Source organism: Gammaproteobacteria bacterium (assembly GCA_028817225.1).
GTDB lineage: Bacteria > Pseudomonadota > Gammaproteobacteria > Poriferisulfidales > Oxydemutatoraceae > Oxydemutator.
Genome location: JAPPQC010000005.1, coordinates 34,799 through 57,335, shown reverse-complemented (window position 1 = coordinate 57,335; position 22,537 = coordinate 34,799). Strand labels below are relative to the sequence as shown.

Annotated in this window: 15 protein-coding genes; 12 read left to right on the top strand and 3 right to left on the bottom strand. The window is 66.0% G+C overall.

Translation table 11 applies throughout. From position 1 onward, the window contains the following. The 5 genes from OXU50_00430 to OXU50_00410 all read left to right on the top strand — a co-directional run. Window positions 1-1,193 (top strand): toprim domain-containing protein (locus OXU50_00430; protein ID MDD9868357.1); only part of this gene is annotated, 1,193 nt, incomplete at its 5' end. Then, a complete protein-coding gene (locus tag OXU50_00425; protein MDD9868356.1) occupies window positions 1,193-2,143 on the top strand; it encodes a haloacid dehalogenase-like hydrolase in 951 nt (316 codons plus the stop codon). The genes OXU50_00430 and OXU50_00425, both read left to right, overlap by 1 nt. 1 nt (window position 2,144) lies before the next feature. Then, a complete protein-coding gene (gene parC, locus OXU50_00420) occupies window positions 2,145-4,481 on the top strand; it encodes a DNA topoisomerase IV subunit A (GenBank protein MDD9868355.1) in 2,337 nt (778 codons plus the stop codon). Between the two features lie 6 nt (window positions 4,482-4,487). Further along, on the top strand, window positions 4,488-5,369 hold the full coding sequence (gene htpX, locus OXU50_00415; GenBank protein ID MDD9868354.1) for a protease HtpX: 882 nt from the start codon (window positions 4,488-4,490) through the stop codon (window positions 5,367-5,369). Window positions 5,370-5,414: 45 nt separating this feature from the next. Further along, window positions 5,415-6,905: an SLC13 family permease gene (locus OXU50_00410; GenBank protein MDD9868353.1), complete on the top strand. Its 1,491-nt coding sequence runs from the start codon at window positions 5,415-5,417 to the stop codon at window positions 6,903-6,905. A gap of 10 nt (window positions 6,906-6,915) precedes the next feature. Here the strand turns inward: OXU50_00410 and OXU50_00405 are convergent, their stop codons facing one another. Then, window positions 6,916-7,086 carry a type II toxin-antitoxin system HicB family antitoxin gene (locus OXU50_00405; GenBank protein MDD9868352.1) on the bottom strand — a complete coding sequence of 57 codons (171 nt, stop codon included), beginning with the start codon at window positions 7,084-7,086 and terminating at the stop codon, window positions 6,916-6,918. Between the two features lie 234 nt (window positions 7,087-7,320). Here OXU50_00405 and OXU50_00400 point away from each other — a divergent pair, with 234 nt between their 5' ends. Further along, window positions 7,321-11,763, top strand: a complete 4,443-nt coding sequence (locus OXU50_00400; GenBank protein MDD9868351.1) for a hypothetical protein — start codon at window positions 7,321-7,323, stop codon at window positions 11,761-11,763. On the opposite strand, the gene epmB is transcribed toward OXU50_00400, so the two are convergent. Next, window positions 11,760-12,767 (bottom strand): EF-P beta-lysylation protein EpmB, encoded by a 1,008-nt coding sequence (gene epmB / locus OXU50_00395; GenBank protein ID MDD9868350.1) that lies wholly within the window; start codon window positions 12,765-12,767, stop codon window positions 11,760-11,762. The genes OXU50_00400 and epmB overlap by 4 nt on opposite strands. Before the next feature lies 1 nt (window position 12,768). On the opposite strand from epmB, the gene efp reads away from it, so the two are divergent. The 5 genes from efp to greA all read left to right on the top strand — a co-directional run bounded on the left by efp (window position 12,769) and on the right by greA (window position 19,195). Beyond that, the gene (gene efp / locus OXU50_00390) at window positions 12,769-13,335 is read left to right on the top strand and encodes an elongation factor P (GenBank protein ID MDD9868349.1); all 567 of its coding nucleotides are present in this window, start codon (window positions 12,769-12,771) and stop codon (window positions 13,333-13,335) included. Beyond that, window positions 13,336-14,253, top strand: a complete 918-nt coding sequence (gene epmA, locus OXU50_00385) for an EF-P lysine aminoacylase EpmA (GenBank protein MDD9868348.1) — start codon at window positions 13,336-13,338, stop codon at window positions 14,251-14,253. 77 nt (window positions 14,254-14,330) lie between these two features. Then, a complete protein-coding gene (gene carA, locus OXU50_00380; protein ID MDD9868347.1) occupies window positions 14,331-15,494 on the top strand; it encodes a glutamine-hydrolyzing carbamoyl-phosphate synthase small subunit in 1,164 nt (387 codons plus the stop codon). Further along, window positions 15,494-18,694, top strand: coding sequence for a carbamoyl-phosphate synthase large subunit (gene carB, locus OXU50_00375; protein MDD9868346.1), 3,201 nt, complete (start codon window positions 15,494-15,496; stop codon window positions 18,692-18,694). Before carA ends, carB begins: the two co-directional genes overlap by 1 nt. Before the next feature lie 18 nt (window positions 18,695-18,712). Beyond that, window positions 18,713-19,195 (top strand): transcription elongation factor GreA, encoded by a 483-nt coding sequence (gene greA / locus OXU50_00370; protein ID MDD9868345.1) that lies wholly within the window; start codon window positions 18,713-18,715, stop codon window positions 19,193-19,195. Here greA and mutS read toward each other — a convergent pair. Beyond that, entirely contained in the window at window positions 19,192-21,783 is a 2,592-nt protein-coding gene (mutS, locus tag OXU50_00365; GenBank protein MDD9868344.1) for a DNA mismatch repair protein MutS, read from the bottom strand. The genes greA and mutS overlap by 4 nt on opposite strands. A gap of 51 nt (window positions 21,784-21,834) precedes the next feature. On the opposite strand from mutS, the gene OXU50_00360 reads away from it, so the two are divergent. Beyond that, a complete protein-coding gene (locus OXU50_00360) occupies window positions 21,835-22,347 on the top strand; it encodes a CinA family protein (GenBank protein MDD9868343.1) in 513 nt (170 codons plus the stop codon). The last annotated feature ends 190 nt before the right edge of the window (window positions 22,348-22,537 follow it).

Sequence of the window (22,537 nt, the reverse complement as noted above, 5' to 3'; positions counted from 1 at the left end):
TCTGCGGCGAGCGCGAACTGGACGACGCGCAGGAACTGCGCTGGTGCCTGAACTGGTTCGCCGACGACGGCGCCGCCGTCGCCGAGAGTTATGTCAACCTGGTGCCGACGCCGGGCGGCGGCAGCCATGTGTCGGGGCTGCGCGCCGGCCTGACCGAGGCGCTGCGCGAGTTCGCGCAACTGCACGGCCTGCTGCCGCGCGGCGTCCGGCTGATGCCGGACGATGTCTGGCGCGGCGCCGCTTTCGTGCTGTCGCTGAAGATGGACAACCCGCGCTTCGCCGGGCAGACCAAGGAGCGCCTCGTGTCAAAGGAGGGCGGCGCGCTGGTGCAGAAACTGGCGCGCGATGCGTTCAGTCTGTGGCTGAACGAGGCCGCCGCCGCCGGCAAGACGCTGGTCGAGGCGGTGCTGGAGAACGCGCGCGCGCGCAAGAAAAGCCGCGGCGTCCGGCGCGCGCGGGTGTCCGGCCCGCGCCTGCCGGGCAAACTGGCCGACTGCCTCGCGCGCGATGTCGAGGATTCGGAGTTGTTTCTGGTTGAGGGCGACTCCGCCGGCGGCTCGGCCAAGCAGGCGCGCGACAAGGCGTTTCAGGCGGTGCTGCCGCTGCGCGGAAAAATCCTCAACACCTGGGAGAGCGACACCGGCGAGATACTGGATTCAAGGGAAATCAGCGACATCGCGACGGCGATTGATGTCGCGCCCGGCAGCGCCGACCTCAGCCGCCTGCGCTACGGCAAGATTTGCATTCTCGCCGACGCCGACTCCGACGGCTTGCACATCTCGACGCTGCTGGCGGCGCTGTTTCTGAAACACTTCCGCCCGCTGGTGGAGGCGCGCCGCATTTTCGTCGCGCTGCCGCCGCTGTTTCGGATTGACGCCGGCAAAAGCGTTTATTATGCGCAGGATGAAAACGAACGCGACGCCATCCTGGCAGAACTGGAAAAACCGGCAAAATCGGCAAAGACGCGCGCAAAGGCGCGCGGCGCGGCGCAGGTCATCCGCTTCAAGGGGCTGGGCGAGATGAACCCGGCGCAACTGCGCGAGTCCACGATGTCGCCGGCGAGCCGCCGCCTGATGGAACTGACCTGCGACGGCGACCCGCTGCCGCTGATGGACATGCTGCTGGCGAAAAAACGCTCGCCGGAACGTAAGCGCTGGCTGGAAAAGGAAGGCGCGCGCGTCGAGATAGTGTAATGCCGCCGCCCGCTTCCTCACTGGCGCCGCAGACCACCTGGCGGCCCTTCTCGCAGAACATCATCGCGATGATCTGGGACTTCGACAAGACGCTGATTCCGGGCTACATGCAAAGCGTGCTGTTCGACGAGTACGGCGTGGAAGGCGATGCGTTCTGGAACGAGGTCAACGCGCTGCCGCAGCAGTATCAGGCGCGCGGCTGCGGCCAGGTGACGACCGAACTGCTGTATCTGAACCACATCCTTGATTATGTCGCCGATGGCCGCTTCAAGGGTTTGTCAAACGCCAAACTGAAGGAACTGGGAGCAAGGCTTGCGTTCTATCCGGGCCTGCCGGCGTTTTTCCCGCATATCAAAAACCTGCTCGACGACGCCAAATACCGCCGCCACGAACTGAAACTGGAGCACTATGTCGTCAGCACCGGCCTGAAAAAACTGATTGAGGGCTGCGCGCTGGCCGAACATCTGGACGGCATCTGGGGCTGCGAATTCCTCGAGGACGGGCGCAGCGGCTGCGTCTCGCGCATCGGCTATGTGCTGGAAGACACGACGAAGACGCGCGCGGTGTTTGAAATCAACAAGGGCGTCAATGTGTCGCGCAACATCAGCGTCAACGACTCAATTGACCGCGACAAGCGCCGCGTGCCGTTCAAGCAGATGATCTACATCGCCGACGGCCCCAGCGATGTGCCGGTGTTTTCGGTCGTCAAGCACTGGGGCGGCAGGACTTTCGCCGTGTACAACCCCGACGAGCGCAGGAAGTTCGACGGCGCCTACAAACTCCAGCAGCAGGACCGCGTGCACGGCATGGCCGAGGCCGATTACAGTCCGGGCCGCGGCGCCGCGCTGTGGCTTGAAAAGGCGGTCATTGAAATCGCCGACCGCATCGTCTGGCAGCGCGAATGGGCGCTGCATCAAAGCGCCGGCAGGGCGCCGACCCACCAGGACTGAGATGGCGCCGCCCGCCCGCACCCGCAGCCCGGACAAGGGCCGCAGCAGGAGCCTGCACAAGCGCCCGAACAAGCGCCTGAACAACGGCGGCAACAACGGCGGCAACAACGGCGGCCCGCGCATCGAGCAGACGGCGATACACGAGTTCGCCGAGCGCGCCTACCTGAACTACTCGATGTATGTCATTCTCGACCGCGCGCTGCCGTACCTGGGCGACGGCCTCAAGCCGGTGCAGCGGCGCATCGTCTATGCAATGTCCGAACTGGGGCTGAACGCCGCCGCCAAGCCGAAGAAGTCGGCGCGCACCATCGGCGATGTCATCGGCAAATACCACCCGCACGGCGACATCGCCAGTTACGAGGCGATGGTGCTGATGGCGCAGCCGTTCGCGTTTCGCTACCCGCTGATTGAGGGGCAGGGCAACTGGGGGTCGGCGGACGACCCGCGGTCGTTCGCGGCGATGCGCTACACCGAGTCGCGCCTGACGCCGTACTGCAACGCGCTGCTCGACGAACTCGGGCAGGGCACCGTCGGCTGGCGCCCGAACTTCGACGGCACCCTGAGCGAGCCGGAGATACTGCCGGCGAAACTGCCCAATGTGCTGCTCAACGGCGCTTCCGGCATCGCCGTCGGCATGGCGACCGACATCCCGCCGCACCACATCGGCGAGGTGGTCGCCGCCTGCGTCCGGTTGCTGGACAAGCCCTCCACCGGCATCGCCGGACTGCTGGAATGCGTTCGCGGGCCGGACTACCCGGGCGGCGGCGAGATTGTCAGCACGCCGGATGAAATCCGCGCCCTCTACGAGACCGGCGCCGGCATGATACGGATGCGCGCGACCTGGGAAGTGGAGAAACGCCGGGTTGTCATCACCTCGCTGCCGTTTCAGGTCGCCGGCGGGCGCATCATGGCGCAGTTGTTCGCGCAGATGCAGGGCGATTTGCGCGCGGTCATCGCCGATTTGCGCGACGAGTCCGACGAATCGCGCCCGGTGCGCATCGTCATCAAGCCGCGCGGGCGCGAAACCTCCGCCGATGAACTGATGTCGTGGCTGTGCGCCGCCACCGACCTGGAACGCACCTACCGCGCCAACTTCAATGTCATCGGCCTCGACGGCAAGCCGCGGGTGATGAACCTGAGGGAGATGCTGAAGACCTGGCTCGGTTTCCGGATTGAAACGGTGCGCCGCCGCCTGCAATGGCGGCTGGCGAAAGTGGATGAGCGCATCGAGATACTGCGGGGGCTGCTGACGGTGCACCTGAATGTCGAGGAGGTCGTGCAAATCGTGCGCCGCGACAAGGCGCCGGAGGCGGCGCTCAGAAAACGCTTTAAACTGACCGAAAACCAGGCGCGCACGATACTCGAGATGCGCCTGAAACAACTGAACCGGATTGAGAAGGTCAAGGTGGAAACCGAACTCGCGGAACTCGGCGCCGAGCGCGCGCGCCTCACTTTGCTGTTGTCGTCCGAACGGCGCCTGAAGACGCTGGTGAAGAAGGAATTGCAGCGCGACGGCGCCGCGTCGGGCGACGCCCGCCGCACGCGGCTGATTGAACGCCCCGCGGCGCAGGCGTTCAAGCCGCGGCAGACCATCGCCTCCGAGCCGCTGACGGTGGTGCTGTCGCGCCGCGGCTGGGTGCGCGCGCTGAAAGGGCATGACGCCGGCCCGGACGACCTGGAATACCGCTCCGGCGACCGCTTTCGCGGCATGGCGCGCGGCGACTCCGCGCAGACCGCGTATTTCCTCGCCTCCGACGGGCGCAGTTACAGCGCGCCGGCCCATGCACTGCCCGCCGGGCGCGGCGGCAGCGAGCCGCTCAGCAGCCGCTTTCAGGCCGCCGACGACGCCGACTTCGTGTCGGTGCTGATGGGCGCCGACGACGAGCACTGCCTTGTCATCAGCGATTTCGGCCACGGCTTTGTGACGACGCTCGGGCAACTGGCGGCGCGCGGGCGCGGCGGCAGGCAGGTGATGAAACTGGCGGCGGGGGCGCGTGCGCTGGCGGCGGTCAAGGTGCCCGACCGGGCGTCGTCGCTGATTGTCGCCATCACCTCCGAAGGCTACCTGCTGGCGGTCGCCGCCGCCGAAGCGCCGCAACTGGCGCGCGGCAAGGGCAACAAGATCATCGGCATACCGGCGCAGCGCCTCGCCGGGCGCGGCGAATGGCTGGCGCATGCGGCGTGCGTCGGCGACGGCGGCGCGCTGCGCTTGCAAGCCGGGCGCCGTGCGCGGACAATGAAGTTCGGCGACCTCGCCGACTACGCCGGCGCGCGCGGGCGGCGCGGGCGCAAACTGCCGAAAGCCTGGCGCAACATCGAACACATCCGCACGGAGTAAGGAGCCATGAGAATACTTTTGTTTGTCGCCACCAACCTGGCGATCGTCTTCGTCCTGAACATCACGCTGAGCCTGTTCGGCGTCGAGCACTACCTGGCGCAGACCGACGCCGGCATCAACATCACCGGCCTGCTGATTATTTCGGCGGCGTTCGGCATGATCGGCGCGTTCGTGTCGCTGGCGCTTTCAAAGACGCTGGCGAAGCGCTCGATGGGCGTGCGCGTGATTTCGGGGCGCGGCGGCGGCCCGTCCGACGCCTGGCTGGCGGAGACGGTCGCGCGCCAGGCGAAGGCGGCGGGCATCGCGATGCCGGAGGTCGGCGTCTTTCCGTCGCCGCAGCCGAATGCGTTCGCGACCGGCATGTTCCGCAACAAGGCGCTGGTCGCCGTCAGCGAGGGCCTGCTGGCGCAGATGGAGCGCGACGAGGTCGAGGCGGTGCTGGGGCACGAGGTCAGCCACATCGCCAACGGCGACATGGTTACGCTGGCGCTGATACAGGGCGTCGTCAACACCTTCGTCATTTTTCTGTCGCGCCTGGTCGGCCATGTCGTTGACCGCGCGGTGTTCAAGTCGCGCGGCTTCGGCCCCGGCTATTTCATCACCGTCATCGTAACCCAGATTGTGCTGTCCATCTTTGCGACGATGATTGTGATGTGGTTCTCGCGCCGCCGCGAATTCCGCGCCGACGAGGGCGGCGCGAAACTCGCCGGGCGCGGCAAGATGATCGCCGCGCTGAAACAATTGCAGCGCCGGGGCCGCGCCGAGGACCTGCCCGGCGAGATGGCCGCGTTCGGCATTTCCGGCGGCGTCCACGGCGGCATCCGCCGCCTGCTGATGAGCCACCCGCCGCTGGAACAGCGCATCGCCGCGCTGGAGAAACCGCAATGAACGAACTCTCGTTGCGGGGCGCGCAAAACTGCGGGAACCCCTGAATTGAACTCCAAACTCCATGCGCTGGTCGCGGGGCCGGTCGCGGCGGCGCTGGTCTATTTGATTTTGCCCGACACCTACATCGGCATTGACGGCGTCGAGACGCCTTTTCAGGCTTCAAGCAAGGCCGTCATCGCGGCGCTGGTGTGGATGGCCATCTGGTGGTTTCTGGAAGCGGTGCATGTCGCCATCACCGGGCTGCTGCCGCTGGTGCTGTTTCCGCTGTTCGCGATCATTGATGTGCGGACGACGGCGGCGGCTTACGGCTCGCACATTATCTTTCTGCTGCTGGGCGGCTTCATCATCGGCCTTTCCATGCAGCGCTGGGGGCTGGACCGGCGCGTCGCGCTGCTGATTCTGTCGCTGATGGGCGACAAGCCGGGGCGGCTGGTGTTCGGCTTCATGCTGATTTGCGCGGTGCTGAGCGCGTTCATCTCGAACACCGCGACGACGGCGATGATGCTGCCGATTGCGGTCAATGTCGTGGCGCTGCTGGAGCAGCAACACCGCGAGGGCGTGGACGCGAGGCCGTTCGCGGTGTGCACGATGCTCGGCATCGCCTACGCCGCGAGCCTCGGCGGCATCATGACGCTGATCGGCACCGCGCCCAACGCCTTCGCCTCCAGTTTCATCCAGGACACCTTCGGCGACGCGCGCGCCGTCGGCTTCGCCGACTGGCTGTTCATCGCGCTGCCGATCACGCTGGTGATGGTGCCGCTGACCTGGCTGGTGCTGACGCGCGTGGTTTTCCGGCTGCCGACCGAGCCGATTGCGAAAAGCCGCGAGATTCTGAAACAACAGTTGCACGCGCTGCCGCCGATTGAGCGCGGCGGCTGGATTACGCTGGCGGTGTTCGCGCTGGTCGTGGTGCTGTGGATGACGCGCCCGCTGCTGCAGGGCATCGAGATAACGCTGGCGTCCGGGCCGGTCAAACCGCTGGCCGGGCTGTCCGACGCCGGCATCGCGATGCTCGCGGCGATGCTGCTGTTCACGCTGCCGGCGGGCGGGCGGCGCTTCACGATGGACTGGGACACGGCCAAGCGCCTGCCGTGGGAGATTGTGCTGCTGTTCGGCGGCGGCATCGCGCTGGCGCGCGCCATCAAGGCCAACGGCGTGGACGCGATCATCGGCGCGCAGGCGGCGGTGCTCGGCAATCTGCCGGAGTTTGTCATCATCCTGGCGATTGCCGGGCTGGTGGTGTTTCTGACCGAGTTCACCTCCAACACGGCGACGACAACGGCGCTGGTGCCGATTTTCGCGGCGCTCGCCGCGGCGCTCGGACTGGACCCGATTCCGGTCACGCTGGCGACGGCGATGGCCGCCAGTTGCGCGTTCATGATGCCGGTGGCGACACCGCCGAACGCGATTGTCTTCGGCTCGGGCTATGTCCGGATGCACGAGATGATACGCGCGGGCTTCGTGCTGAACCTGCTGGTGATTCCGGTGGTCGCGGTGGTGGCGTGGTACTGGGCGCGCATGGTGCTGGCGCCTTGATGGGCAGGCGCTATCGCGCGTTCAGAAAATTCTCCAGCAGTTTCCTTGCGACATCGCGCGCGATTTCAAGCGTCTCGGCAATGGTGCGGCCCTGGGCCACCAGCCCGGGAATGTCGTCGGAAGTGGCGAGATAGACGCCTTCCGGCAGTTTCTCAATGTGCAGATTGGCGATTCGTTCCATGCGGTACAGTATCCATGCTTTCCGTTTGCCGTCAAGAGCGATGGCGGGCGATTCGGGGTGTGCTATGATGGCGGCGATTCTGGCGAGTCCGGGGGATACTGATGCGGCTGCCCAGGCTGCACGGGTTTTATCACCGCCGATTTTGGCGAGTTTGAGGTGCGAACGATGAATTTTTTGCCTGCGGGTCATCTTGCCCGTTGTTTCCGGTTTTTGCGCGCGTCCTGCGCGTTGACGATGATTGCCGCCGCGTGGCTGGTGGCCGGCGCAAATTTGGCGCACGCGCAGTCGCGCGCCTACATCCACAGCATTTCACCGGCTGTCGTGGAGGAAGGGCAAACCGTCACCATTACCATCCAGTTTGACGGCACGCCGCGCACGGACGACAGTCTGGTCACCATCCAGTTCGCGGGCGACGCCGCTGCCCCGACTCCGGATATAAACAGGAGGGGAGAGGATCAGTACCGCATGCGCTACGGGGGGGGGGCAACCTTCGCAGCCTTGGGGAGCTCCCAGCTTCTTGACTCGCAAAGCAGGGGGGTTTTCAGGGTTCCGGCCAACGACGACAGCGTAACCGTCCACCTCGACATTCGGAATGATCTCGCGCGGGAAACCACGCAGACCATTGCTTTTGCGCTGGTCGCACATACCGACTCTGGCCGCGACCCTTCCGGGCGCGATGTTGAAAGTTTTGTCCAGAGTGTCGAGATTGCCGCCAACAGAGGCGAATCAAGGGCTTTTCTCGTCCGGCTCGGTGATGATGAGGGCTCCGGCTTCCCCGTGGCTGAAAGGGGCTTCCACAATTCCAACGACAGGGATTTTGGCGCATTCAGATTTCGTCTGAGACTTGAGGGCGAACAGCGCGTGGCGGACAGCATCGTCCTGGTGCAACTCGGGGGCGATGCGGTCACCGACGGGGATTTCGGCACTGACTTTACCTATGAACTCGGCGGTGATGTGATATCGGGCACACTTACCACCGACAACATCGCCCGTATCAGGATGCCTGCTGAACTCCCGGATCAGGGCCGTGTCGAGGCCAAGTTTCCGATTCCGCAGGATGGTGTGGCGGAAAACACCCAAACCATCACCTACCAGATTGTCGGCCACACCAACCTGGACGAAAGCACGGACGGCACCGACGAATATGCCCTGACTTTTGATGGTGCATCCTATGACCAAGAGGTCAGGGCCAGCGAGATGATTACCTTCGCCCAGTTTGTCAATCCCCCGGCCTTTATTCAGGAAGGCGCCAGCGCCACCGTTGCCATCGAGTTTATAGGCACTCCCCGGCCGGGCACGGAGACTTTCGTGACACTGAGTTTTGGCGGCATTGACAGCGACGACATCAGCATCGGTTACGATGACACCGCCCGCGAGCGTGTTGCTTTTGATGCCACCGGAAACCTTCAACTCGGTGTCCTGAGCAATGGAACCAGTCGAGCCAACATTATTATCACAGCCGTGGCGGACGCCGACAACGACTACGAGAATATCGACATCCGCATTACCAATTACGGCATATCCGAGGGGGGCCTGGGTGTGATGACGAGCACCGGCCACCGGGTTGCACCTGACCTCATCCTCATACCGATTGTCCCCGACCACTTCTCCACCACTCTCTCCAAAATCGAAATAATCGAGAGAGGGCGAACAAGCACTGTGCATGAAGGCAGCTCCTTCCATCTCAGTCTCAGGTTCACGGGCGCCGTCCGCCCGAATCACAGCCGTATTCGATGGCAAACAGGGGGTGATGCCGTTATCGGCGTTGTCGAGAGGGGGGCCAGGGTTCCCCATGATTATGATTACTTTATTACCCCGCCTATCAGTGCCGGCATAGATGCCGAGGCCCGGACGGACTCTGCCGCTCTCTCACTTCGTGAGCACTACCACAGCATGACTATTAATGTGAGGGCGGACGATTTCGCCGAGAGCACTGAGACCTTTACCATTGCGTTGAGTGAGCACACTGACTTGGGCGGCAACAGCGCCGGGCGCATCGTGGATACTGCCACCTACACTTTTATCATCCCTGCCAACAGCGGCAATCTGCATTTTCCGCAGGATGACACGCGCATCGCCTTCGGCGTCGGCGCGCAGCGTCTGTATGCGGTGCTGAACCAGCCGGCGCAAATCCGGGAGAGAGACATTGGTTTGAATACCTACCACGATGTGCCCGATTCCGACACGGTGCTGGCGAACGGCTGCTTTACCCCGTCCTTTTTTATTCCGCAAGAGCAAGTTGGGACGTGTGCAGGTTTCCGGATTGGGGTGGGTCCCGATTTTCGCGGACCGGTCATTCCCATAGAGAGCGTGCGTCTTGAATCCATTGGCGGCGGAACGCCTTCCGCCGCGAGCACGGGGGTTGTGGTCCTTGAGTTGGCGCGCCCGGTAAGAACCGGCGAAGAGAGATTGTGGCTGAGATATGGCGAGATGCTTGTCAGGAGCTCCTGGAATGGCAGGAGGCCGGGCGACAGAGAGGGATATGTTCACAATCGCGAGGCTGTCCCGGCTGCGCTCGGTGAGATTCCGCGGGTAATGATGCTGTACGACGAGTTCAAGGACAGCGATGGTGACGGCGTTTCGGACGCCGCCGAGGCGGTGAGGTTTGGAACCAATCCGCATATAAACACCGTTGGCAGGCCGCAAGTCTCGCTGGTGCGCGGCACCGGCGGCAACACGGCCTTCGTCGCCTCCGGCAGATTGACCGACAGCGAGCGCCTCTCCCATCTGGGCGTGACCGTTACCGGCGCCTCGACCGTCCGCGCCTACTACCTTTCCGACACCTTCGGCTACGCAGGCGGCTATGTGAATGTTTCGGAGAGTTACGGCTGCACCGGCCGCTTCCCGGCGAATTACGACGCCCCGCTGATTGTCGGCGGCTGCGCGCTGGTGGATTTTGAGAACATCCTGCCGAATGTGGAGCACACCATCGGCTGGTTTGCGGTCAATAATGAAGGCTGGGCGACAGCGGACAACACGGCAAGCGGATTGCCGGAGCAGCGGATTCAGCGCATTCCGCGCGTGAACATGGCGCCGGCGCGCAACTTTGTCCGGCGCGAGGCCACCGAAATCTTTGTCAGGGCGGTTGCCGAGGCGCCGGTGCCAGAACCGGCGGTGCACCTGGCCATACTGCTTCCCGACGGCAGCGCCACGACACTGGAGGTTGACGCCGAGCGGCGCAGTTACGCCTCCACGCTGACGCGAACGCCGGGCAACCAGGCGGTGGATAACTACCGCATTGACCCGGCAGAGACGCGCGCTTACGACTCTGGCGACCCCGGCAACACCGGGTTTCCGGGCGCCACCAGTTATGAAATCGGGCCGGTCAACGAGATGGCCGTCTATTTCCTTGAGGGCGTGGCGCCGAGTCTGGGCCGTCCGGCGTTGACGAAAGACGATGACAGCGAGGAAAGAACCCTCGTCGAGGAAGGCGGCACAAACTACAAGGTGACGATTCCGGTGCTGTACGCCGGCGGCGTGATAGCGGGAAGCGAGCACCTGGCCAACATCCGCGATGTCGGGCTGGCCGATGAGGCGGGCGAAAGAGTCATCACCGCCCGCTTTGATGTGCCCGCCGGTTTTGCCGGGACGACCGGCGCCAGCGTGTCGCTGATTGTAACGGCCTCGGCCATCGCCCGGGGCGACTACGCCACGACGCAGACCGCGACGGTTACGCTGAGTTGGCCGGTGGTGCCGATGCTGGCCGCCGGCGGCAGCAGAATGGTGGCGGACCTGATGGGCGACAACGACGGCGACAGCATCCCGAACGAGCAGGACCCGTATCCGGACATCGCGGGTTTGCCGGTCATGGTGTCGAGCGGCACCGGGATGACCGTCAACCCGCAGGATCACATCCGCCCGGTGCTGCCGGTGCACGAGTTGAGCGCGGGCGACAGAACCCGGGCGCGCGCCTCGTCGCAGACGCTGGCGGACGAGGATGATCTCGACGACATGGGCTACATGGACGACTACGAAAAATACTCGGCGTCGGAAGCCGATGTGCGCCTGCCGGCCTCGGTGGACGACACGCCCTTTGAGGTGACCTACGACTTTGACATCAGCGGCGTGGCGCCGTCGGTGGACACCTCGACGACGGCGCGGGCGACGACCGCGACGGTGACGGGAGGCCGCGCGGGGGTGATTATTCCGCTGCCGCAAATGCTGTCCGGCACGACCTCGCTGTTTCTGTACAAATACCGCGGCGCCGACAGTACGCAGACCGAGGCTTTCACGGTGGACGACGAGCCGGGCGGCAATGAATTCGGCTTTGCGCCGGCGGACGAAAACGGCGTCTGCCCGACCGACGACGGCACCGCCGCCAGCCCGTACCGCGACGCCGACGGCAATCTCGAGCGCGCAAAAGCGGTCGGCGACCTTTGCGTGGTGCTCTACATCGTGGACGGCGGCCCGAATGACGAGGACGGCGAGATGAACGGCATCATCAAGGATCCGGTCGGCACAAGCGAGGCGATGCGCAGGGATACGGTGGTGGGCACTGCCCAGGGCATCGGCGGCGGCGGCGGCGGCGGAGCCACGGGCGCCATCACTGGCGGCAGCGGCAGTTTCGGCCTGGCCGGTGTCGGTGTTTTGCTGCTGCTGACGCTGCTCGCGCTGTTCACCCCGCTCGCCCCGCAAGGGCGGCGCACGCCGCGCCGCGCGTATCAACGCGCGTATTAGTAGGCGATGAGGTCTTTGGCCGCGGCGCCGGGGGTTTCGCGCGCCAGTTTCGGCACCAGGTAGCCGGGCAGGCGCGCGGCGACCTCGCGCATCAGGCGCCGCGCCGCCGCCTCGTCCACCTCGAAATGCGCGGCGCCGCGCACGCGGTCGAGCAGATGCAGATAATAGGGCAGCACGCCGGCCTCAAAGCAGCGCCGGCTCAGGCGCGCCAGCGTTTCGGCGTCGTCATTGACGCCTTTCAGCAATACCGCCTGGTTCAGCAGCGTCCAGTGCCGCATCGCGCCGACGGCGCGCGCGGCGTCGCGGTCCAGTTCGGCGGGATGATTGATATGCAGCACCATCAGATACGGCTTGGGGCGCCGCCTCGACCACGCCAGCCATTCGGAATCCATCCGCTCCGGGTTTGCCACCGGCAGCCGCGTGTGGATGCGGATGCGCGTAACATGCGGCACCGCCTCAAGGCGCTCGCACAAATCAAACAGTTTGCGGTTGGCCAGCGTCAGCGGGTCGCCGCCGCTGAGGATGACTTCCTCGATGTCGCGGCGCGCGGCGATGTACTCCATGGCGGCGTCGAGATGGCCGGCCAGCGTGTGGCCGCGGTACGGAAAATGACGGCGAAAACAATAACGGCAGTGAATCGCGCAGGCGCCGGTCACGACCAGCAGCACGCGGTGGCGGTATTTGTGCAGAATGCCGTTGCCGGCGCCGGCGGCCAGGTCGCCGACCGCGTCGGCGCCGAAGCCGGGGGTTTGCGCGCTTTCGGCGGCCACCGGCAGCACCTGGCGCAGCAGCGGGTCGGCGGCGTCGCCGCGGCGAATGCGGTTCAGCCACGCGCGCGGCACTTTCAGCGGAAATTCGGCGCAATCGCGCGGTGCAAGGGCGCCCGCGGTGCGCGCCGGCAGGCCGAGCATGCGGCACAAATCATCGGCGCGGGTGATGTTGTCTGCGGGGCGCGACGGTTGGCTTGTGTGCGGCGGGCTGGTATAACTGTCGTCGGGAGGCACGATGGCGAATTATAGCACCAACGAATTCCGCGCCGGCCTGAAGGTTTTGCTGGACGGCGAGCCGCACGCGATTCTCGGCAACGAGTTTGTCAAGCCGGGCAAGGGGCAGGCGTTCAACCGCGTCAAGTTGCGCAACCTGCTGAGCGGGCGCGTGATTGACAAGACCTTCAAGTCAGGTGAAACGATAGAGGCCGCCGATGTCATTGAGACGGAACTGGGCTACCTCTACACCGACGGCGGCCAGTGGCATTTCATGGACAACGCGACCTACGAGCAATACGCCGCCGACGCCGCCGCGATGGACGGCGCCGAGAACTGGCTGCGCGAGCAGGATGTCTGCGTCGTCACGCTCTACAATGGGCGCCCGATTGCGGTGACGCCGCCCAATTTCGTCGAACTGAAGGTCGTCGAGACCGACCCCGGCGTGCGTGGCGACACCGCCAGCGGCGGCGTCAAACCGGCGAAACTGGAGACCGGCGCCGTCGTCAAGGTGCCGCTGTTCGTCGAGGAAGGCGAAGTGCTGCGCGTGGACACCCGCAGCGGCGAGTATGTAAGCCGGGTCAAGTGATTGGCGAAGGCGGCGCAATGTCTGCGACTGCGCGCGCAGGTCGCCGCGCAAATCCGCGCCTTTTTCAGCGCGCGCAATGTGCTGGAAGTGGCGACGCCGTGTCTTGTCGGCGCGCCGGTCAGCGAGGTCGGCATCGGCAGCGTGGCCGCCGGCGGCGGTTGGCTCAGGACTTCGCCCGAATTCGAGATGAAGCGCCTGCTGGCGGCGGGCAGCGGCGACATCTGGCAGTTGGGGCCGGTCTTCAGAAGCGATGAAAGCGGACGGCTGCACCGGCCTGAATTCACGCTGCTGGAATGGTACCGCGTCGGCATGGATTACCGGCGTCTGCTCGATGAAACGCTGGAACTGCTGTCGCAAATCCTGCGCCCGCTGAACCCCGCCGCGCCGGTGCGACTCTCATACCGCGATGCGTTTGCCGGCGCCTTCGGCACTGAGATGCCGGACGATGACAAACGCCTGCAAACGCTCGCGGCGGAACAGGGCCTGCGCGGCTGCCGCGACGCCTTTGACGCGCTGGACTTTCTGCTGGCACAAATGGCCGGCCATCATTTCAGCCGCGATGTCCTGACCGCCGTTTATGATTTCCCGGCGCGGCAGGCGTCGTATGCGCGCATTTCGGAGCAGGGCCACGCGCAGCGGTTTGAAGTCTTCTACGGCGGCATGGAACTCGCCAACGGGTTTCAGGAACTGACCGCCGCCGCCGACTACCGCGCGCGCTTCGCCGCCGACAACGCGCGCCGCGCGCGCCTCGGCCTCGCCGAAACCGTCCCGGACGAGCGCTTTCTGGCGGCGCTTGAGCGTCCCGGCAAACCGGGCCTGCCGGACTGTTCCGGCGTCGCGGCGGGCTTTGAGCGCCTGCTGATGTGTCTCGCGCAGGCGCGCGACATCGCCGAAGTGCTGCCGCTGACGGACGCCTGATGCGGCAGCCATGCGTTGCCACCGCCGCCGCCGCCGCTTATACTGAACGCCCGCCCCGCCCCCATTGCTGTTTCTTGATGACAAAGTCCGCGTTTCTGCTGTTGGAAGACGACACCCTGCTGGAGGGCCGTTCCATCGGCCACGCCGGATGCAGCGTCGGCGAGGTGGTCTTCAACACCGCGATGACGGGTTACCAGGAGATTGTGAGCGACCCGTCCTACGCCCGCCAGATTGTGACGCTGACCTGCCCGCACATCGGCAACACCGGCGTCAACGATGAAGACGACGAAGCGGCGCGCATTCACGCGGCGGGCCTCGTGGTGCGCGATGTGCCGGCGTGCGCCAGCAACTGGCGCAGTCGCGACGACCTCGGCGCCTGGCTGTCGCGCCACCGCATCACCGCCGCCGCCGACATGGACACGCGGCAACTGACGCGCCATCTGCGGCGCTTCGGCGCGATGAACGGCGTGCTGTTCGATGAGTCGGTCGGGCGCGAGCGCGCCGCCGCCGCCCTCGGCGAATTCGCCGGCCTGAAGGGCATGGATCTCGCGTCGGAAGTCACGACCGATAAAACCTACCGCTGGCGACAGGGCGCGTGGCGCGCCGACGGCGGTTACGCCGACGCCGGCGAGGCGCGCTGGTCGGTCGTCGCCTACGACTACGGCATCAAGCGCAACATCCTGCGGATGCTGAGCGACCACAACTGCCGCGTCGAGGTCGTGCCGGCGACGACGCCGGCGCGCGAAGTGATTGAACGCCGCCCCGACGGCGTGTTCCTGTCGAACGGGCCGGGCGACCCGGAGCCGTGCGGTTACGCGATTGAGGCGATACGCGAACTGCTCGACGCCAACCTGCCGGTGTTCGGCATCTGCCTCGGCCACCAGTTGCTGGGGCTTGCCTGCGGCGCGCGCACGCAGAAGATGAAATTCGGCCACCACGGCGCCAACCACCCGGTGCTGGAAATAGACAGCGGGCGGGTGCTGATTACCAGCCAGAACCACGGCTTTTGCGTTGAAGAGGCGAGTTTGCCCGGGCATTTGCGCGCGACGCACCGCTCGCTGTTTGATGGCTCGCTGCAAGGAATACGCCACACCGAAAAACCGGCGTTCGGCTTTCAGGGCCATCCCGAGGCCAGCCCCGGGCCGCATGATGTCTCGGGCCTGTTCGGGCAGTTTGCCGCACTGATGCAACAAGAGATGAAACAAGGGATGCAGCAGGGGACACAGCAGGCGCGCCGCTGATGCCGAAGCGCACCGACATCGAGAGTATCCTGATCATCGGCGCCGGCCCCATCGTCATCGGCCAGGCGTGCGAGTTTGACTATTCGGGCATGCAGGCGTGCAAGGCGCTGCGGGAGGAGGGCTACCGTGTCGTTCTGGTCAATTCCAACCCGGCGACGATCATGACCGACCCCGACAGCGCCGACGCCATTTACATCGAGCCGGTGGAGTGGCGCAGCGTCGCCGGCATCATTGAAAAGGAAAGGCCCGACGCGCTGCTGCCGACGATGGGCGGGCAGACCGCGCTGAACTGCTCGCTCGACCTCGCGCGCGAGGGCGTGCTGGAACAATTCGGCGTTGAACTGATCGGCGCCGGGCGCGACGCGATTGACATGGCCGAAGACCGCGAGCGCTTTCGCCGGGCGATGGACGAGATTGGCCTGGAGTCGGCGAAATCGGTGCTGGTCGGCAGTTGGGAGGAGGCGCGGCAGGCGCAGCCGTCGCTCGGTTTTCCGACCATCATCCGGCCCTCGTTCACGCTCGGCGGCAGCGGCGGCGGCATCGCGCGCGACGCGGATGAATTCGAGAAAATCGCACGCCACGGCATGGACTTGTCGCCGGTCGGCAAGGTTTTGCTTGAAGAGTCGCTGCTGGGCTGGAAGGAGTTCGAGATGGAGGTCGTGCGCGATGGCAACGACAACTGCATCATCGTCTGCTCCATCGAGAACCTCGACCCGATGGGCGTGCACACCGGCGACTCAATCACGGTGGCGCCGGCGCTGACGCTGACCGACAAGGAATACCAGCGCATGCGCGACGCCTCGATTGCGGTGCTGCGGAAAATCGGCGTGGACACCGGCGGCTCCAATGTGCAGTTCGCGGTTCATCCGGGCGACGGGCGCCTCGTCATCGTCGAGATGAACCCGCGCGTGTCGCGCTCGTCGGCGCTGGCCTCCAAGGCGACCGGCTTCCCGATTGCGAAGGTCGCGGCCAAACTCGCGGTCGGCTGCACGCTGGACGAGTTGCAAAACGAGATCACCGGCGGCGCGATGCCGGCTTCCTTCGAGCCGACGATAGATTATGTCGTCACCAAGATTCCGCGTTTCGCGTTCGAGAAGTTTCCGCAGGCCGAGGACCGCCTCGGCACGCAGATGAAGTCGGTCGGCGAGGTCATGGCCATCGGGCGCACCTTCCAGCAATCGCTGCAAAAGGCGCTGTGCAGCCTGGAGACCGGCAGCGACGGCCTCGATAGCCGCACAAGCGACGATACGGCGGCATTGCGCGAACGCCTGACGCAGGGCGTGTCGTCGGAGCGCCTGTGGCATCTGGCCGACGCCTTGCGCGGCGGCGCGAGCACCGAACAGGTGCACGAATGGACCGGCATAGACCCGTGGTTTCTGGCACAAATCGCCGAACTCCTGGACGCCGAGAAGGCGCTGGCCGGGCGCACGCCGGACGCATTGAACGCCGCCGAATGGCGCGACCTGAAACGCCGCGGCTTTTCCGACAGCCGCCTCGCCGGCCTGCTGCAAACGGATGAGCGCGCCGTGCGCGAGCGGCGCGTCGCGCTCGGCGTGCGCCCGACCTACAAGCGCGTGGACACCTGCGCCGCCGAGTTTGATACGACGACCGCCTACCTCTACTCGTGCTACGACGAGGAATGCGAGGCGCAGCCGGGTTCGCGGCGCAAGATGATGATACTCGGCGGCGGCCCGAACCGCATCGGCCAGGGCATCGAGTTTGACTACTGCTGCGTTCACGCCGCGCTGTCCTTCCGCGAAGAGGGCTTTGAGACGATCATGGTCAACTGCAATCCGGAAACGGTGTCCACCGACTACGACACTTCCGACCGCCTGTATTTCGAGCCGCTGACTTTTGAGCATGTCATTGAAATCGTCGAACTCGAGAAACCCGACGGCGTCGTCGTCCAGTACGGCGGCCAGACGCCGCTGAAACTGGCGCGCCGGCTGGCGCAGGCCGGTGTGCCGATCATCGGTACCAGCCCGGAGTCCATTGACCTGGCCGAAGACCGCGAGCGCTTCCAGCGACTGATAGAGAAACTCGGCCTGAAACAGCCGCCCGGCGGCACCGCGCGCACGACGGATGAGGCGCTGGCGCTGGCCGGCGGCATCGGTTATCCGATCATCGTGCGGCCTTCCTATGTGCTCGGCGGGCGCGCGATGGAAATCGTCCACGACGACGATGATCTCAGGGCATGGATGCACAAGGCGGCGCAGGTTTCGGGCGACGCGCCGGTGCTGATAGACCACTTCCTGATCAACGCGACCGAGGTGGATGTGGACGCCGTCAGCGACGGCGAGCAGGTGCTGGTCGGCGGCATCATGCAGCACATCGAGCAGGCCGGCATTCATTCCGGCGATTCGGCCTGTTCGCTGCCGCCGTATTCGCTGGCGCCGGAAATTCAGCGCGAAATCAGCCGCCGCATGGAGGAGTTGGCGCGCGCCCTCGGCGTCGTCGGCCTGATGAACGCGCAGTTCGCCGTTCAGAACGGCGAGATCTATGTGCTGGAAGTGAACCCGCGCGCATCGCGCACGGTGCCGTTTGTCGCCAAGGCGACCGGCCTGCCGCTGGTCAAGATGGCGGCGCGCTGCATGACGGGCCGGACGCTGGCCGACCAGGACATCCGGCCCGCGCCGCAGATGGCGCATTTCGCTGTCAAGGAGGCGGTGTTTCCGTTCATCAAGTTCCCCGGCGTGGATCCCATCCTCGGCCCGGAGATGCGCTCCACCGGCGAGGTCATGGGCGTCGGGCGCGATTTCGGCGAGGCGTTTGCGAAGTCGCAGATTGCGGCGGGCGCCGAACTGCCGCGTTCGGGCGCCGCGCTGCTGAGCGTGCGCGACGCCGACAAGGCCGCGGCGGCGGGCGTCGCGCGCGCGCTGAAAGACGCCGGTTTCCGGCTGCTCGCCACCGGCGGCACCGCGAAGGCGCTGGCGCAGGCCGGCGTCGAGTGCGAGACGGTGCACAAGGTGACCGAAGGCGGGCGCCCGCACATCGTGGACAAACTGAAGGCCGCCGAAATCGCCCTCGTCATCAACACCACCGAGGGCAAGCGGGCCATCGCCGACTCGTTCACAATCCGCCGCGAGGCGATACAGGGCAAGGTCTGCTACACGACGACCATCGCCGGCGCCCAGGCCATTGTTGAAGCGCTGCGCTCATCGGATTATAGTGTGCACTGCCTGCAGGAACTGCACGCCTGACGGCGGAGGACGCGAGTCATGGAACGGAAAAAACCCATCACGAAACAAGGCGCGGCGCAACTGCGCGAGGAATTGCAGCGCCTGAAGAACGAGGAGCGCCCGAAAATCAAGGAGGCGCTGAAGACCGCGCGCGAGCACGGCGACCTCAGCGAGAACGCCGAGTACAAGGCGGCGCGCGAACGCCAGGGTTTCAACGAGGGCCGCATCAAGGAAATTGAGTTGTGCCTGTCTTTCTGCGAGGTCATTGATGTGGCGACGGTGCAGCACAATGGCCGGATTGTGTTCGGCGCGACCGTCACGCTCTACGACGAGGCCGAAGACCGGCGCATGACCTGCCAGATTGTCGGCGAGCCGGAGGCCGACATGAAGGCCAACCGGGTGTCCATCACATCGCCGATTGCGCGCGCGCTGATCGGCAAGGGCGAGGGCGACACCGCCGTCGTCAACGCGCCCGGCGGCGACAAGACCTGGGCGATCGAGAAAATCTCTTACGGGGATTAATCGCGCGGTTCGGCGCGCCGCGCCGACAGTTGCTTCAGCCGGTAAATCGCCTCCAGCGCGTCGCGCGGCGTCATCCGGTCCGGCTCAATGCCGTCCAGTTCGCGCCGCAGTTCGTCGGGCGGCGGCGGCGCGGCGTCTTCGGACGGCAGTTCCAGCGGCATCTGCGCCGACGGCGCCGGCAGCGAGCGTTCGCGCGCCTCCATCTGCCCCAGTTTCTCGCGCGCCAGTTCAATGACGCGCGGCGGAATGCCGGCGAGGCGCGCGACCTGCAAGCCGTAACTCTTGCTGGCGGCGCCTTCCTTGACCTTGTGCAGAAAGACGATTTTCTCGTCGTGCTCGACGGCGTCAATGTGCACATTGTGCAGTTCGCCGTGCAGTTCGGCCAGCGCCGTCAACTCGAAGTAGTGGGTCGCAAACAGCGTCAGCGAGCGCGTCGCGTGCGCGAGGTGCGAGGCGCACGCCCAGGCCAGGCTGAGGCCGTCGAAGGTGCTGGTGCCGCGGCCAATCTCGTCCATCAGCACAAGGCTTTTGTCGGTCGCGTTGTTCAGGATGTTGGCGGCCTCGGTCATCTCGACCATGAAGGTCGAGCGCCCGGAGGCGATGTCGTCGAACGCGCCGATGCGCGTGAAAATCCGGTCAATCACGCCGATTTCGGCCTTGTCCGCCGGCACCCAGGCGCCGATGTGCGCCAGCAGCACAATCAGCGCGGTCTGGCGCATGTAGGTGGATTTGCCGCCCATGTTGGGGCCGGTGATGATCAGCATGCGGCGCGAGTCGTCGAGCACGAGGTCGTTCGGCACGAAGTCCTGCTCGATGAAGCGCTCAACGACCGGGTGGCGCCCGCCGCTGACGGCGATGCCGGGGCGCCCGGTGAAACTGGGGCGGTTGTAATGGTAGCGGCGCGCGCACCAGGCCAGCGCCGCCAGCGTGTCGAGCGCCGCCAGCGCCTGCGAACAGGACTTCAGTTGCGGCAGCCGCGGCAGCAGCCCTTCAAGCAGCGCGCGGTACACCTCTTTCTCGCGCGCCAGCGAGCGTTCGCGCGCGGTGATGACGCGGCTTTCAAACTGGCGCAGTTCGGGCAGCGTGAAGCGCTCGGCGTTTTTCAGCGTCTGCGTGCGGCGGTAGTCGTCGGGCACCTGGCCGGCCTGGGATTTCGGCACCTCGATGAAGTAGCCGTGCACCTTGTTGTAGGCGATGCGAAGGCTGGCGATGCCGGTGCGTTCCTTCTCGCTGTTCTCGAGGTCCAGCAGGTGGCGGTCGGCGCCGTCGGTCAATTCGCGCAGTTCGTCGAGTTGCGCGTCGTAGCCCGCGGCGATGACGCCGCCGTCGCGCACCGTCGCCGGCGGCTCCTCGACGACGGCGCGGCGCAGTTCGTCGAGCAGTTCCGGCTGCGCCGCCAGCTGTTCGCGCAGTCGCGACAGCAGCGGTGTGTCCGCCGCCTCCACCTGCGCGCGGATTTGCGGCAGGTGTTCAAGCGTGTCGCGCAGGCCGATCAGATCGCGCGGGCGCGCGCTCATCAGCGCGAGGCGCGAGGCGATGCGCTCGATGTCGTTGATTTTGCCGAGGCGGGCGCGCAGTTCGTCGAGGTCGCCCTTGTCCAGCAGCCAGCCGATGGCCTCGTGGCGCGCCTCGATGCGCGCGCGGTCGGTCAGCGGCTGCCCGAACCAGCGCCGCAGGCAGCGCGACCCCATCGCCGACATCGCGTGGTCGTGGACGGCGACGAGCGTGTGGTCTTCGTGGCCGGAGATGGAACGGTCTATCTCAAGGCAGTTGCGGCTGATGGCGTCCATCTCGATGTAGTCGCGCTCGCGTTCGGCGGTGATGGCGCGCAGGTGCGGCAGCGCCGACTGCTGCGTGTCCCTGACATAGCGCAGCAGCGCGCCCGCCGCGCAGATGCCGGCGCGCATGTCCTCGCAGCCGAAGCCGGACAGGTCGCGGGTGCCGAGTTGTTCGCACAGTTCGCGGTGGCAGTTCTCAAACTCGAAATGCCACGGCGGCTGGGTGCAGCCGCCGGCCGGGGCGTCCGCCGACGGCGGCGTGTAATCGTCGGCGTGCTCCTCGCTGACCAGTATCTCGGCGGGCTTGAGGCGCTCGAGTTCGCTGTCGAGGGCGGCCTTGTCGCGGCATTCGCGCAGCGTGAAACGCCCGGCGCTGAGTTCGAGCACGGCGAGACCGTAGGCGTTTTCGCCGCGGTAGATGCCGGCCAGCAGGTTCTCGCGGCGGTCTTGCAGCAGCGTCTCGTCGGTCAGCGTGCCCGGCGTGACGACCTGCGCGACCTGGCGCTTGACCGGGCCGCGCCCGGGTTTGGCCTCGCCGACCTGGTTGCAGATGACGACCGAATGGCCCTTGCGGACCAGCCGCGCGATGTAGGATTCCGCCGAGTGCACCGGCACGCCGGCCATCGGTATCGGCTTGCCGGACGACGACAGGCTGCGCGAGGTCAGCGTGATGTCGAGCAGGCGGGCGGCCTCCTCGGCGTCGTCGTAGAACAACTCGTAAAAATCGCCCATCTGGTAGAACAACAGCGAGCCGGGGTGTTCCGACTTGACTCGCAGGTAGTGCTGCATCGCGGGCGTGTATTTCTCCATCGCATCTGAAAGTATAATCCGATTGTTCACCCGCTGCCTGTCCGGAACCGAATGAAAAGCGAAGAAAATCACGACGACGGCGGCGCCGCGCGGCTGGCCGGGGAGGTCGCCGCCGCGCTGCGCGCCCGGGGCCTGCGCCTGGCCGTCGCCGAGTCGTGCAGCGGCGGCTGGATCGCCAAGGTCTGCACCGACCCGGCGGGCGCCTCCGACTGGTTTTGCGCCGGCCTCGTCACTTACAGCAACGACGCCAAGCGCGATGTGCTGGGCGTCGCGCCGCAGACGCTGGCGCGCCACGGCGCCGTCAGCGAGGCGGTCGTGAAGGAGATGACGGCGGGCGTGCTGGCGCGCATCCATGCGGCGGATGTCGCGCTGGCGGTCAGCGGCGTCGCCGGCCCCGGCGGCGGCGGCGCCGACAAGCCGGTCGGCTGCGTGTGGATTGCGTGGCAGCGGCGCGGGCAGGGCGCGGTGGCGCGGCGTTTTGACTTTGCCGGCGGGCGCGACGCGGTGCGCCGCGCGGCGGTCGCCGAGGCGCTGCGAGGGGTGCTGGAACACGGCGTGGCCTGAGGTGCCAAGTGGGCGCGGATGCGGGCTTTGTCGCGGGCTGCCGGAGCACGATGCGGCGCGGCGGTATCTATATGCTACCAAATGCCCGTCGTCCGGCCAGACGGGGCGTTTCGTCGGCCTGCGCGCCCGCCGCGCCCGCGCTGTCGGCAGACTGCGGCTTTATGATGAGGCGCGGATGTGGGATACTTGC